The organism is Achromobacter sp. E1 (assembly GCF_037039475.1).
Taxonomy (GTDB): domain Bacteria; phylum Pseudomonadota; class Gammaproteobacteria; order Burkholderiales; family Burkholderiaceae_B; genus Achromobacter; species Achromobacter mucicolens.
In genome coordinates, this window is record NZ_CP146253.1 from 3,282,669 (window position 1) to 3,295,864 (window position 13,196).

Here is a 13,196-nt window from a genome sequence, read left to right on the forward strand (position 1 = left end):
ATATATGGAACACATCCACCATGGGTATCGTCAAAATTTCCGAGCAGATGCACGAGAACCTGCGCGTCGCCAGCGGCGCCCTCAGCCGCTCCATCAATTCGCAGGCCGAACACTGGATGCGCATCGGCATGCTCTCCGAGCTCTATCCCGAACTGCGCCATGCCGACATCTGCCAATTGCTGATCCGCATCGACCAGGCCGAAGGCTTCACCATCGCCTCCCTCTCGCAAGGGTTGCCGCAGCCCGCGCAGCAGGAGGCCGCATAAATGGCCAAGAAGGTTTCCATCAAATCGGCCGCCGACATCGAAATGGCCCGCAAGGCGGGCGCCATGGCGGCCGAAGTGCTGCACATGATCGGCGAACACGTTCGCCCCGGCGTCACCACCGACGAGCTTGACCGCGTCTGTCACGACTACATCGTCAACGTGCTGAAAGCCACGCCCGCCAACGTGGGCTACCACGGCTTTCCCAAGACCATCTGTGCGTCGGTCAATCACGTAATCTGCCACGGCATTCCGTCGGCCAAGGTGCTCAAGAACGGGGACATCCTGAACATTGACGTCGCGGTCATCAAGGACGGCTGGTTCGGCGACACCAGCCGCATGTATTACGTCGGCCAGCCCAGCCCGCTGGCGCGCCGCCTGGTCAACACCACGTATGAAGCCATGCGCGCCGGCATCATGGCCGTCAAGCCCGGCGCCACGCTGGGCGATATCGGCCACGCCATCCAGACCGTCGCGCACCGCGAGCACTTCAGCATCGTGCGCGAATACTGTGGCCACGGCATTGGCCAGATCTACCACGACGATCCGCAGGTGCTGCACTATGGCCGGCCTGGAGAAGGCCTGGTATTGCAGCCCGGCATGATGTTCACGATCGAGCCCATGATCAATGCCGGCAAGCCGCAGACCAAGCAGTTGCCCGACGGCTGGACCGTCGTCACCAAGGACCGCTCGCTGTCGGCCCAATGGGAACACATGGTCGTCGTCACCGAGACAGGCTACGACGTGCTGACCACCTGGCCTGACGGCTTCGGCGACTACCCGCCCATTCCCTGACCGAAGCGCGTCCTTGCCGCACAGCAAGGACCGGAGTGCGGGGCCGCAAGGGTACGATCAACATCGTGCCCTTGCCGTTTGCGCGGCGCCCGCCGCTCCCTTCCCATGCCCGCCCTGCCCTCCGCCTTCCGCCGCCTTGCGGCGTCGAACCTTGCCGCGCAATTCTCCGAGCAGATCGCGCTGGCGGCTGCGCCCTTGTATGCCGTGCTGACCCTGGGCGCCACCGCGGCGCAGACCGGCTATCTGCAGACCGCGCAAACGCTGCCGTTCCTGTTGCTTTCCCTGCCCGCCGGTGTGTTGGCCGACCGGATGTCGCGCCGGTCCCTCATGACTGGCGCCGAATGCGTGCGCGCGGCAAGCCTGATCGCACTGCTGGCGCTTTTGTGGACGGGCGGCCTCAGCCTGCAATGGCTGGCGGCGCTGGGCTTTGCCGGGGCGGTGGGCACCGTCGCCTACAACGTCGCGGCCCCCGCGTTGGTGCCCAGGCTGGTTCCACCTGCCGAACTGTCCAACGCCAACCGCTGGCTGGAGCTGGCGCGCAGCGCCGCCTTTTCTGCCGGTCCGGCCGCGGGCGGCGCGCTGGTCGGGTGGATGGGCGCATCCACCGCTTACGTGCTTGCCACCACGCTGTCGCTGCTGGCCGCCGTGTTTCTTGCCGGCCTGCCGCAAGATGCGCCCAAGCCCGCCATGCGGCGCCATCCGCTGACCGAACTGCGCGAAGGCGCGGCATTCGTCGCCACGCATCCCTTGTTGCGACCGGTTCTCTTGACCGCCCTCTTCTTCAATACCGCGTGGTTTGTCCTGCTGGCCATCTACGTTGCCTACGCCGTGGATCGGCTTGGTTTGTCGGCCGCGGGCGTCGGCATCACGCTGGGCATCTACGGCGCGGGGATGCTGGCCGGCGCGCTGGCTGCACCGTGGCTCGCGCGCCGGCTGTCGTTCGGCGCGATGATCGGCGCGGGACCGCTATCCGCATTGCTGGCCAGCAGCATCCTGCTGACGACGCTGGCCTTTCCGTCGGGCGCCTGCGCGGCCGCGGGCTTCTTCCTGTTCGGCGCAGGGCCCATCCTGTGGACCATCACCACGACCACCCTGCGCCAATCGGTCACGCCCAACGCCTTGCTGGGCCGAGTGTCATCCGTCATCGTGACGGCCAACTTCGGCGCGCGGCCCATTGGCGCGCTGATCGGCGCCACCCTGGCTGCGAAGTTCGGCGTAGAAGCCTGCCTCTGGGTATCGACCGCCGGCTTCTTCATCCAGTTCGCCGTGCTGTTCACGTCGCCGGTGCTGCGGTTGAAAAGGCAGCCGGAGCCGGTGGCGTCCTGAGGCCGGGGGAAGTCTTGAGGTTGCGCCCGTCATCGGCGCTTCAGGACGGCATGTCCCCCCAGGCTGATGCAGCACATGACAAGGCAATACGCCACCAAAGGCCAGACCGTGTCGCCATCCAGTATCAGCACCACCAACGTCCCCAAGCCGCCGACGATCACGCTCTGGATGCCGTAGTACAACGCCACCGCCATCCCGGCCACGTCCGAGAAGCCTTCGAGTGCGCCGTTGGCCGTTACGCCGGCCACCATCACAATGCCCACGGCGATCAGCCACATGGGTAGGACGACGGCGGTGAACCCGGGTGGGACCGGCCCCGATGACAGCGCCAGCACACCCGCCCCGCCTGCGATGACCCAGACGCCACGGACGAAGCAGCCGGCAATGCCCCACCGGTTGACCAACGTCCCGATAAAGCGTGTCGCGAAAATCATGACCAGCGCGACTGACGAGAAGGCCAGGCTGAATGCCAGTTGGCCCCACCCCGCTCTGCCGATCAATATGCGCGGCGCAATCGAGAAGAACACGAAAAACGCGCCCATCGCGGTTGCAAACCCGCCGGTATAGACCCAGAAGGAGAGGCTGCCGAGAATGGTCAGGACACGCCGGCCTTGCGGCGCGCCAGCCGCCGGCCGGGTCTCCGGCCATCGCAGCCAGGCATGGATAAGCGCAAGCGACGCCAATACGCCCAGCGAGAGAAAGATCGCGCGCCATCCCCACGCAAGCGCGACGACCGCCCCAAGTATCGGACCGACAGCCGGCACGAACGCCAGCATCGCGCTGAACAATCCATAGATGCTGGCGCCTTCCGGCCGGTCCGCGTACACATCGCGGACCGTGGCAAACACGGCCACCAGCGCTGCCGATGCGCCCAGCGCCTGCAGGATCCGCAGGCCGAGAAACGCGTGGCCCCCACTAGCGCCCGCCAGCAGGAAGGACGCCACGGCAAACGTCGCCGCGCCGCCCAGCACGACCGGCCGCCGACCAACCCTGTCCGACAGCGGCCCGAATATCAACTGGCCCACACCCAGCACCAGCATGTAAAGGGTCAGCGTCAATTGAATGAGCGCGGGAACGGCGCCCAACGCGGCCGGCATCGACGGCACTACCGGCAAATAAATGTCCATGGCCAACGATGCGAGCAGATCGAAGGGGGCCATCAGGACCAGGGAATATGGCAGGGAATGCGCCCACGCAGGCGCAGATTTGACAGGCATGAGAAAGCCTCCGCACAGAAAAAAGATCTGGCGGCGATCTGCCTGTTTTGACCTGAATGAAGATCGAGGAATGACCGCCGCAACAACGATTGATGACGTCGTTGCGGCTCAGCGATCCGTGGAGGGGCCTGCTCCCATGTGCGTGCTTCTTAAATGGTTACGGGCAACATTCTATCTTTCTTCAGTTGCGCAACATGTCGGATGCTGCGCAACCCGCGATCAAGGCCAAGCAATCCCGCTGACGAACGCCGTGGCCCGCGAGACGACATCGCCGCATCCGCGGCCCATCGTGATCACATGCTCGCGGTCTGCCAGCAGTTGCAAGTGCACATTCGTGTTGCGCGCCGCTTTCGCGATCTCGAACGCGCCGGATACGGTCGCGACGTCGTCGTGCCGTGCATGGATGACGAGGCACGGCGCTCGCACCATGTCCATCCGGCGCCGTACTGCGGCCGCCAGCTTACGCATCTGGCCCAGCGCCCCCCACGGCGTGCCCGGCAAGCCCGCGCGGCGCAGCCGTCCCGGCAGCGCGCGATGCCGGGCGATGCCGAGCACACGCAACACCGGCAGCAGGAAGGCCGTGCTTGCCCGGCGCGGACCCGCACGGCCGTCATGACGGAGCACGGGCGATAGCGCCAGGACGCCAGCCACGTGGAACGGCCGTTCCTGCGCCAGGGCAAGGGCCAGCACGGCGCCCGTGGCGATTCCGCCGACGACGATGCGATCGGTCCGGCTGGCCAGCATATCTGCGCCCCGGCGCACGCTGGCCAGCCAATCCATCCACCCTGCGCCGGCCAATTCTTGGAGCGATCCGCAATGGCCCGCCAGCTTGACCGCCATGACGCTGAAGCCCTGTTCATTCAGACCGCGCGCCAGTTCGTGCATTTCCCAGGGTGCGCCGCCCAGACGGTGGATCAGCAGGATTCCCGTGCGCGCGCGCTCGCCCTTGCCCACAAGCAACTGCTCGCCGGCCTGGGGCGCCAACGGCGACAGTGGGCCATCGCATGCCGCCGCCGTCCCGATGACGGACGTCGCGCACGGGTCCGGACGCGCCGCCACCTTGCAGACCCTGTCGATCGTGGTCAAGCCGACGCCCCCCCGCGCTGATAGCGTTCGGGCGGCAAGCGTGCGCCCACGGCCACGCGATACGCCTCGAGCGTGCGGAACATCTTTTCTCCCAGGCGCAGATGCGCATCTGCGAACGCCCGCGCGTTGGCCACAATGGCCTGGGCATGCCAAGGCCGGTTCCGGATCTGCAGGATGCAGTCGGCATACGCCGCGACGTCACCCCGCGCGGCAAGCCACCCGGTACGGCCCGGCACGACGATCTCCGGCAGGCCACCCACATTGCTGGCGACGACGGGCCGCTCGCCGGCGAAGGACTCGGGCACGATGCGCGACCAGGCTTCGGTCGCGGACGGAACCAGCACCACGTCCGCGGCGCGGATCATGTCGGGCACGTCGGTCCGATGACCTGCAAACACGACATGCTCTGCGATACCCAGATCCACGGCCAGGCGGTACAGCGAATACGCATACGGTTGTGTGCGCGCGGTTGCCATGCCCACGACCAGGGCCACCGCGGGCACGCCTTGAATGCGCAGGCGTTGCACCACGTGAAGCAGATCGGCCTGGCCTTTCTCCGGGCGCAGCATCCCCACGGTGGCGATGACGTAAGACGCCTTGGGCGCCGGTATCCCCAAGCCGCGACGGATCCGCAGGACGGCATCCGTCGCGTCACCGGACTGAAAGAACGCGTCGCCGGCCCACTCCCCGACCACGCTGATCCGGTCCTCCGGCACCAGCCGGGCCGCCAGCAGTTCTTGTTTGCCGACGTCGCTGGTGGCGATGACGTGGTCGCAGCCGAGCTTCCATTCCAGCCGGCGGCGCAGGGACGAACGCATGGGCTTGGCAAAATGACGCGTGCGCACGACCGCGCACAGATCCCGGCACAGCGCGGCCGTCTTGGCGTCTGCGCGGCTATGGCTATCGATGACCTGGATGCGCATTGCCTGGACGGCCCGGCGCAGCGCCAGGACGGTCCTGGGCGAATAGGCAGGGTTGAAGTCAATATCCACGGTCGTCAGCTTGCGCTCGCGCGCGGCGTGGCTCACGGCGCTGCCCGAGGGCGACGCAATGGCCACTTCGTAGCCGTGATTGAGCAGCCAGCTCGCCTGCTCCAGCGTGCGGAACTCCAATCCGCCCAGACTGCGCTCAGCCAGCGTGTGCAGTATGCGCATGATGATCCAATACATCCAGACAGGCCGCCAGCACTTCGCCGGGCGTGATCGAATTGATGCCGCTTGGCGGATGCCGCGGCACCACGAACGCCGACCCGCGCCGGCGCCAGAACCACTCGGGATTTGCTTCGTTGAAAACGCCCACATACGGCACGCAAGCGCCTTGCGCGATGTGCGAAGGGCCGCAATCGTTGGCCACCACCAGCCGCGCGCGCAGCATGATGGCACTCAGCTCGGCGATGGGCCGGCAATAGGCAATGGAGAAGTCGGGCCGCTGCATCGCGCGCAGGGCATCCCGCTCCGCGGCTTCCTGCTGGCCCAGCACGAAGAGAAAACGGGTGCCGGCGCCCAGCAGCGGTTTCAGCCTGTCGGCCAGCCGCAGGTAGTTCGATAGGCTCCAACGCTTGAAGTCGCCGGCGCCGCCCCCGGGAATCATCACCACGTCGCCGCCCAACGGCACGCGCAGGTGCGGACGCGCCAGCGTATAGAAACATGCGCGCGTCGCCCCTTCCAGGTCGAATGGCCGGTACGACGCCAGCAAGCGCAGATTGGCCTGGCCGATGTATTCGGTGATGTCCTTGCGATGGCAATGCGTCCAGGCAACGTCGCTGAAGCGCGCATTGCGAAACCCCAACCGGATCGCCGGGCGGCGCAGCAGATTGACCACGCCGAATCGCTCGCTGCTGTGATGCAGGCTGACGGACATGCGGGTCTCGGATTTCAGGCTGCGCAGGTAATCGATGAATGTCGAGGCACGCACGAACTCGTCGACCCAGGGCAGCGCCCGGTAGAAATTGCCCACGTCGTCACGGGCGACCACCTTGAGCCGGCGCGATGGCCACCATGTCTTGAGCTGATACAGCGTTGGCATGGCGACGATCTGGTCGCCCAGCTGCGGCTGGCTTCTGACATACACAACGATCTCCGACACCTGCGGCCTCCGTATTGACGGCCAGTTGGCCGATGGCCGGCAATGTATCGGGAGACGTCAGGCAAATTTCCCTGATCTCTTTAACAATTGTGAAGAAGCATTAAGCGGCCCGGCATACCACTGCACAACGACGGCGGCCGCGCGGCGTGCGGGTCAGATCAGGCCGCTTGCCAGCGGATCACGAAACGGGCGCCGCCCAGCGGGCTCTCGGACACCAGCGCCTCGCCGTTGTGCCATCGCGCCACGCGGCGCACAATCGCCAGGCCCAGCCCGGTTCCGCCAGTGCCGCGCGCACGGCTTTCGTCTAGCCGGATGAAGGGATCGAACACGCGCTCGCGATCGGCGGGCGGCACGCCCGGTCCATCGTCGTCCACCGTCAGCACGTACTGCCGTGGCGCGGGGCTGGCAAGTCCGACCTGCACCTGCCGGCCGGCGTGGCGGATGGCGTTCTGCAGCAGGTTGAGCAAGGCGCGCGTCATGTAGCGCGGGTGCAGCCGCACGTCGCCTGCATCGCAGTGCGTCACCACGCACTGCACCCCCGACAAGTCGGCCTCAAACGACGCATGCTGCACGACCGAATCGAGCCACCCGCGGGCGTCCTGGGCTTGAAGCGGAATGTCGTCACTCTTGTGTTCCAGACGGGCGTACATCAGCAATTCCGACGCCATGCTGTCCAGCTCGGCGACGTCGTTCTTCATGTCTTCGACCAGTCGCCGGCGCGCGGCGGGATCGGCCTCTTGCTCGATCATGTCCAGCTCGAACGACAAGCGGGCGATGGGCGTGCGCAGTTCGTGCGATACCGCGTTGGTCAGTTCGCGCTGATTGCTGATCAGCGCGCTGATGCGTTCGGACATCTGGTTGAAGGTGTCGCCCAGCCCGCGGATGCTGGAAAACCGCGACAGCTGCGCGCGCACCCGCAGGTCGCCCTGCCCCATCCGCTGCGCGGCGGTCTTCAGCGCCTCCAGGTCGCGCCAGACCGGCAGCGCCCACACCAGCATGAAGGCGCACAACAGCACGCCCAGGGCAGCGTAGATCGCGACGATCACCCACGTGCCGACGAGCGGCTCGGGCGGCAGCTTGACCATCAGCCACTGTGCGCCCGGGCCCGGTATGGCGGCCACGAAGCTCATCAGGTTGTCGCGCAGGAAGAACCCGCCCGCGTCGATGGTGCGCCGCTCGTCAGCGGTCAGCGCGAAATCCGGCGCGTTGTAGTCAGCCGGCTCCAGGACCTGCAACGTCAGTCCGTAATGCGGCGCCAGCGTGTTGCGCACGTAGTCGGGGCGCGCGTCCGGCGGCACGTGGGCCAGCTCCTGCTTCAGGCTGTGCAACTGGCCTCGCACGGCTTCGCGCGTGTAATTGGCCGTCTCCGACTCAAAAAGATAGTTTGCCGCCCGGTCGACGACTTCGTTGGACAGCACGAAGCCAATGGCCAGCACCACGAAGATGCGCAGGACGAACTTAAGCATCGTCCAGCTCGTGACCCTTGGGCGAGAACAGGTAGCCCTTGCCCCAGATGGTCTTGATGCGGGACGGATCCCGCGGATCGTCATCGAGCTTGCGGCGCAATTTGCTGATGCACACATCCACGGTGCGATCCAGCCCATTGAATTCGATGCCGCGCACCGCGTTCAGCAGATCGTCGCGCGTCAACACCTGCCCAGCCTGGCTGGCAAGCGCCCAGAGCATTTCAAATTCCAGTGTCGTCAGGTCGACCTCGACCTCAGACAGCATCACCGCGCGCGTCTGGCGGTCGATGGACAACGCGCCGAAATCCAGGCGTTCAGGCTGCAGCTCGGTCTGGTTGTGGCGCCGCATCAAGGCGCGGATCCGCGCCAGCAGGACGCGCGGTTCCACGGGCTTGATGACGTAATCGTCCGCGCCGGACTCCAGGCCCAGGATGTGATCCAGATCGTCTTCGCGCGCCGTCAGCATCAGGATCGGCGCAGACGAGAACGCACGCAGGTCGCGGCAGACCTGCAAGCCGTCGCGGCCCGGCAACATCAGGTCCAGGATGGTGATGGCCGGCTCGTGGCGGCGGAACGCATCCACCGCGTGATCGCCGCGATAAGCCTGGGCAACATTGAATCCGTGTTGTTCCAGAAACTGCGCGATCAGGCGCGCCAGCTTCGTATCGTCTTCGACTAACAGGGCCTTGGTCATGGTGGGCAGACAGAGGTTCATGCACCGTCGCAGTGCAATGGCGCGGCAAGCATACACCGAAGCCCGCCCGGGGCCGCGTGCGCGACGCCGGCTACCCACGCTTACCGGCGCAGCCGGCCACGTGTGGTTTGACGGGCTTCTGTTCTGGCTGCGCATTCCCCGATCTGTATCTGGCGGTGGCCCTTGCCGCCCGCTAGACTGCGGCGATCCTGTACTTCCGAACGCCCCGCCGGGCTGGCTGCCATGCTGAAAATTCTAGGTAAGGCCTCGTCCATCAACGTGCGCAAAGTGCTGTGGACGTGTGCCGAACTGAACCTGCCCTTCGATCGCGAAGACTGGGGCAGCGGTTTCCGGCCGACGTCCGATCCGCAATTTTTGGCGCGCAATCCGAATGCGATGGTGCCGGTTATCCAGGATGGCGACTTCGTCCTGTGGGAGTCCAACACCATCATCCGCTATCTGGCGGGCCAGTATGACGGGCGGCATCTTTATCCGGCCGAGCCCAAGGCGCGGGCCCGGGTGGATCAGTGGATGGATTGGCAGGCAACGGACCTGAACCGGTCCTGGAGCTACGCGTTCATGGCGTTGGCCCGGCAGTCGCCCGCGCACCAGGACGCCGCTGCCATCGAGGCGTCGTGCAAGGAATGGGCGCGATTCATGGGAATCCTGGATCAACGCCTGGCCGGCACCCGGGCGTACGTGGCGGGCGACACCTTCACGTTGGCCGACATTCCCGTTGGGCTGTCCGTGAACCGGTGGTTCCAGACGCCTTTCGGTAAGCCCGCGCTGCCATCGGTGGCTGCGTATTACGACCGCCTGGCCGAGCGCGACGGCTACCGGCAATACGGCCGCAACGGGACGGCCTGAGAACGGAACGCGACCGGCGCCGTCATCCTTCCTACTTCACGACGCCGCAAACCAGGCGTCCGCCCCCGCCGCCCAGCGGCTCGGGCTTATCGCTGTAGTTGTCGCCGCCCGCGTGGATCATCAGCGCGCGCCCCTTCACGTCGGCCAGTTTCAAGTGCGGGGCAAGCACCGTCTTCGTCGCGCTGCCGTCCGACGCAACGGTAAGGAACGGCAGGTCGCCCTGGTGCCCGTCGGTCGCCATCGGTCCCTTGTGGGCCTTGGTGCCCTTCGGGTCCAGATGGCCGCCCGCGCCACCGCCCGGCGCGGTCTTGCCATTCACCATGCCCGGCTCGCAGGAGCCTTTCTCGTGGACGTGGAAACCCCGCTCGCCCGGCGGCAGGCCTTTGAGGTGCGGCGTAAACTGCAGCCCCTCCTTGGTGTCTTTCAAGGTGATGGTGCCGGCGCTCTTGCCCACGCCTTCTGGCGTCAGGAACGACATCGAGACGTCTTCGGCCAGCGCCGCGCTGGACGCGCCCGCCAAAGCCAGCGCCGTGACAAGCATCGAGAATTTCTTCATGAATTGCCTCCTGGAAAGATGCCCGCGAACTGCGGGCGGCCAACGGAGCGAGACGCGCGCCTCGCGCGATGGGTGGCGCCAATGAAGATAGCACCGGCGCCGGGCGGTTCGCCAGCAAACTTCATTCCTGATACAAGGTTTGACACGGCGTAGGACACCGCGCCGTTTATCCGTTCACCAGCAGGATCACCGCGTGCAGCAGCACGCCGATCAGCCCCCCGACCAGCGTGCCGTTAAAGCGGATGTATTGCAGGTCGCGCCCCACGCTGAGCTCAAGCTCATCGACCAGATGGCGCTCGTCCCAATTCTTGACGGTGCGTGAAATGTGCTCGGTGACGCCCACGCGCAGCCGGCCGGTCAGCCGCCGCGCGCCGCCCAGGATGTGGTTGTTGATGGCCTCGCGCAGCCTGGGGTCTTCGCCCAGCTTGCGGGCCAGCGCCAGCAGCGCGCTTTCCAGGTGCGCGGCCAGCGCGGAGTGTTCGTCCGCCAGGTCACGCCGCAGCGCCGCATGGATGTCGTCCCACAGACCCTGGACATACTCCTGGACCTTGGGATGGTCGATGGCCCGCTGCTTCAGCGCTTCAACCTGGCCGGCCAGGGCGGGATCCGTCTTCAGGCGTTCGATGTAGTTCATCACCCAGGCCTCGTAGTCCCGGCGCACCGGATGATCGGGCTGGGACAGCACATCGCGCAGCTCTTCCACCAGCGCGCGAGCCAGGCGGTCGGCCAGGTTGTCGGCGATGTTGTCGACGGACTTGACCACGTCGACGGCGGCGATGATGCGCGGCCATTCCTTGCGGGCGAACTTCACGAGCAGCGTCGACGCCCGTTCCTTGACGTCTTCCTCGGCCAGATAGCCGCCCAGGCGTTCCAGCGCGGCGTCCAGCAATTCCTGGTGCCGCCCGTCGCGGGTCAAGAGGCCCAGGACCTCGCCCGCGGTGGCGGCCGCGTCCCAGCGGCGCAGATTGCTGACTACGAACTCCTGAATGACGCCCCGCACGGGGCGGTCATCCAGCAGGTCCAGCGTTTGCAACGCCACCCGGCGCGCGCCGTCGCTCAGGGCGCGGGCCTGGGCGGGCCGCGCCAGCCAGCGGCTGAGCCGCGCGGCGGGGTCGAAGACGCGCAGCTTCTCGATCAGGGTATCGGGGTCCAGGAAGTGATCGCGCACGAACACCGCCAGGCTGTCGCCGATACGGTCCTTGTTGCTGGGGATGATGGCGGTGTGCGGAATGGGCAGGCCCATGGGCCGCCGGAACAGCGCGACGACGGCGAACCAGTCGGCCAGCGCGCCCACGGTGGCGGCCTCGCAAAAGGCCCGCACCCATGCCCACGCGCCCTGCCCGCCCATGACATGGCTGGTGATGAAGCCGCTGACCATGGCCACCAGCAGCGCCAGCGCCGCGATCTTCATGCGGCGCAATTGCGTGCGCCGCGCATCCAGGGATGGCGCGGCGCGCACGCCGGATAGCCGGTCGGAACGGAAAGTGTCGGTCATGGAGGATCCGGTGATTCGAGGTGCAAGCATACCAATCGCACGCCGTCCGGCCATTGCGGCCGGGCCTGCCCGCAACGCCTACTCGCTCAGGAACTCGGACAATGCCTCCAGCCCTTCGATGTGGTCGGAAACCACCTTTGCGATGAACGCAATGGGCAGCGACAGCAGCGTGCCCCAGATGCCCCACAGCCACGTGAAGAGAAGCAGCACGATGAACACGGCGACGGCGTTCATGCGGGCGATCCGCCCCGACATCCAGGTGGTGACGAGCACGCCGATCAAGAGCGCGATCGCAACCGAACTCATCGAGATCGCCAGCGCCGGGCCAAGTTCTCCGAACTGGATCAGGCCGGCAATGCCCGTGCCAACCGCCGTCATCAGCGGACCGAAGTACGGGATGATGTGCAGCGCACCGGCCACCACCGCCCACGTCGCGGCGTTTTCCAGCCCAAGCCAGCGGAACGCCACCCACGACAGCAGACCCAGCGCCACGTTGGTCACCAGCATCATCGCCATGTACATGTGGATGGAGTTGTTGATCTGGTCCAGCATATGCACGCTGATCTTCTTCTGCGACAGCGTGTTGCCCGCCATCTTCACGAACTTGCGCTTGAACGCGTTGCCCGACAGCAGCAGGAAAAAGACCAGGAACACGCACATGGTCGCCTGCCCCACGAAGGTCGCCAGGCCTTTCGAGCCCCACACCAAGATGTCGCTCAGGCCCGTGTCCGGTTTCGCGACGACGACCCGCCCGCCCGCCTTGGGCGCGCCGGATTCCTGCAGGATGCTTGCTGCGTTGCGCAATTTTTCCAGGAACGACCCGTCCCCGCTCAACAGGCCGCCCAGCGTGCGGGACAGCTTGCTCGATATCTCGGGCAACGCATTGATGATGCCGGTGACCTGGTCCTGCGTGAAATAGATCACACAGCCAATTCCGACCGCGATGGCGCCCATGACGACCACCGTGCCCAGCGACCGGGGCACGCGGTACCTTTCAAGCATTGCCACCACGGGGTCCAGGGTGTAGGCGACCACGATCGCCATCACCACCGGCACGATGAATTCTTGCGCAGCCTTCAGGCCGAACAGCACCGCCAGCACCGTCAGCGTCACGAGGCAAAAGCCGCTGACGCGCACGAGCGGCGTCGGCGCGGGCGGCTTGATGAGGCCGGCGTCCTGGGCCGTGACCTTTTCTTCTGGCGGTTCGGGTTTATCCTCGGCCGGCGGGGCCGTCACCGGCTCCGGGCCCTGCCTCGGCGTCGAGGCGTCCACTGGCGTCGCGCTGTCCATCATTCCCCTCACATCCAATTTGCGAAGGCCTTCAGCAAGTTCCGTGCCTGCCGGTT

Annotated in this window: 13 protein-coding genes; 4 read left to right on the plus strand and 9 right to left on the minus strand. The window is 66.2% G+C overall.

Annotated features, from left to right (window positions below; all coding sequences use genetic code 11):
* The first annotated feature begins 20 nt into the window (after nt 1-20).
* The 3 genes from V6V88_RS15135 to V6V88_RS15145 all read left to right on the plus strand — a co-directional run bounded on the left by V6V88_RS15135 (nt 21) and on the right by V6V88_RS15145 (nt 2,384).
* Nucleotides 21-266 (plus strand): ParD-like family protein, encoded by a 246-nt coding sequence (locus V6V88_RS15135; RefSeq protein WP_056318213.1) that lies wholly within the window; start codon nt 21-23, stop codon nt 264-266.
* Complete coding sequence (gene map / locus V6V88_RS15140; protein ID WP_056318211.1) at nt 267-1,058, plus strand: type I methionyl aminopeptidase; 792 nt, start codon at nt 267-269, stop codon at nt 1,056-1,058.
* A gap of 105 nt (nt 1,059-1,163) precedes the next feature.
* Entirely contained in the window at nt 1,164-2,384 is a 1,221-nt protein-coding gene (locus V6V88_RS15145) for an MFS transporter (protein WP_338615451.1), read from the plus strand.
* Between the two features lie 29 nt (nt 2,385-2,413).
* Here the strand turns inward: V6V88_RS15145 and cml are convergent, their stop codons facing one another.
* From cml to V6V88_RS15175, 6 genes are all read right to left on the minus strand, one after another.
* Nucleotides 2,414-3,601, minus strand: coding sequence for a CmlA/FloR family chloramphenicol efflux MFS transporter (gene cml / locus V6V88_RS15150; protein WP_338615452.1), 1,188 nt, complete (start codon nt 3,599-3,601; stop codon nt 2,414-2,416).
* A 219-nt stretch (nt 3,602-3,820) separates the two neighbouring features.
* Nucleotides 3,821-4,687 carry an alpha/beta hydrolase gene (locus V6V88_RS15155; RefSeq protein WP_196589521.1) on the minus strand — a complete coding sequence of 289 codons (867 nt, stop codon included), beginning with the start codon at nt 4,685-4,687 and terminating at the stop codon, nt 3,821-3,823.
* A complete protein-coding gene (locus V6V88_RS15160) occupies nt 4,684-5,841 on the minus strand; it encodes a glycosyltransferase family 4 protein (RefSeq protein ID WP_338615453.1) in 1,158 nt (385 codons plus the stop codon). The genes V6V88_RS15155 and V6V88_RS15160 overlap by 4 nt, the downstream gene beginning before the upstream one ends.
* A complete protein-coding gene (locus V6V88_RS15165; RefSeq protein ID WP_152384628.1) occupies nt 5,816-6,772 on the minus strand; it encodes a glycosyltransferase family 9 protein in 957 nt (318 codons plus the stop codon). The genes V6V88_RS15160 and V6V88_RS15165 overlap by 26 nt, the downstream gene beginning before the upstream one ends.
* Before the next feature lie 158 nt (nt 6,773-6,930).
* A complete protein-coding gene (locus V6V88_RS15170) occupies nt 6,931-8,238 on the minus strand; it encodes an ATP-binding protein (protein WP_338615454.1) in 1,308 nt (435 codons plus the stop codon).
* Complete coding sequence (locus V6V88_RS15175; RefSeq protein ID WP_196589522.1) at nt 8,231-8,953, minus strand: response regulator; 723 nt, start codon at nt 8,951-8,953, stop codon at nt 8,231-8,233. The genes V6V88_RS15170 and V6V88_RS15175 overlap by 8 nt, the downstream gene beginning before the upstream one ends.
* Nucleotides 8,954-9,175: 222 nt before the next feature.
* Here V6V88_RS15175 and V6V88_RS15180 point away from each other — a divergent pair, with 222 nt between their 5' ends.
* Complete coding sequence (locus tag V6V88_RS15180; protein ID WP_338615457.1) at nt 9,176-9,799, plus strand: glutathione S-transferase; 624 nt, start codon at nt 9,176-9,178, stop codon at nt 9,797-9,799.
* A gap of 31 nt (nt 9,800-9,830) precedes the next feature.
* Here the strand turns inward: V6V88_RS15180 and sodC are convergent, their stop codons facing one another.
* The 3 genes from sodC to V6V88_RS15195 form a co-directional block, all read right to left on the minus strand.
* A complete protein-coding gene (gene sodC, locus V6V88_RS15185; RefSeq protein ID WP_338615458.1) occupies nt 9,831-10,355 on the minus strand; it encodes a superoxide dismutase [Cu-Zn] SodC in 525 nt (174 codons plus the stop codon).
* 166 nt (nt 10,356-10,521) lie between these two features.
* On the minus strand, nt 10,522-11,850 hold the full coding sequence (locus V6V88_RS15190; RefSeq protein WP_338615460.1) for a DUF445 domain-containing protein: 1,329 nt from the start codon (nt 11,848-11,850) through the stop codon (nt 10,522-10,524).
* A gap of 78 nt (nt 11,851-11,928) precedes the next feature.
* Nucleotides 11,929-13,143, minus strand: coding sequence for an AI-2E family transporter (locus V6V88_RS15195; RefSeq protein ID WP_223575858.1), 1,215 nt, complete (start codon nt 13,141-13,143; stop codon nt 11,929-11,931).
* Nucleotides 13,144-13,196: the final 53 nt, after the last annotated feature.

Coding starts and splice junctions, on each gene's coding strand:
- V6V88_RS15135 (WP_056318213.1), top strand. CDS start 21: ATGGGTATCGTCAAAATTTCCGAGCAGATGCACGAGAACCTGCGCGTC.
- map (WP_056318211.1), top strand. CDS start 267: ATGGCCAAGAAGGTTTCCATCAAATCGGCCGCCGACATCGAAATGGCC.
- V6V88_RS15145 (WP_338615451.1), top strand. CDS start 1,164: ATGCCCGCCCTGCCCTCCGCCTTCCGCCGCCTTGCGGCGTCGAACCTT.
- cml (WP_338615452.1), bottom strand. CDS start 3,601: ATGCCTGTCAAATCTGCGCCTGCGTGGGCGCATTCCCTGCCATATTCC.
- V6V88_RS15160 (WP_338615453.1), bottom strand. CDS start 5,841: ATGCGCATACTGCACACGCTGGCTGAGCGCAGTCTGGGCGGATTGGAG.
- V6V88_RS15170 (WP_338615454.1), bottom strand. CDS start 8,238: ATGCTTAAGTTCGTCCTGCGCATCTTCGTGGTGCTGGCCATTGGCTTC.
- V6V88_RS15175 (WP_196589522.1), bottom strand. CDS start 8,953: ATGAACCTCTGTCTGCCCACCATGACCAAGGCCCTGTTAGTCGAAGAC.
- V6V88_RS15180 (WP_338615457.1), top strand. CDS start 9,176: ATGCTGAAAATTCTAGGTAAGGCCTCGTCCATCAACGTGCGCAAAGTG.
- sodC (WP_338615458.1), bottom strand. CDS start 10,355: ATGAAGAAATTCTCGATGCTTGTCACGGCGCTGGCTTTGGCGGGCGCG.
- V6V88_RS15190 (WP_338615460.1), bottom strand. CDS start 11,850: ATGACCGACACTTTCCGTTCCGACCGGCTATCCGGCGTGCGCGCCGCG.
- V6V88_RS15195 (WP_223575858.1), bottom strand. CDS start 13,143: ATGATGGACAGCGCGACGCCAGTGGACGCCTCGACGCCGAGGCAGGGC.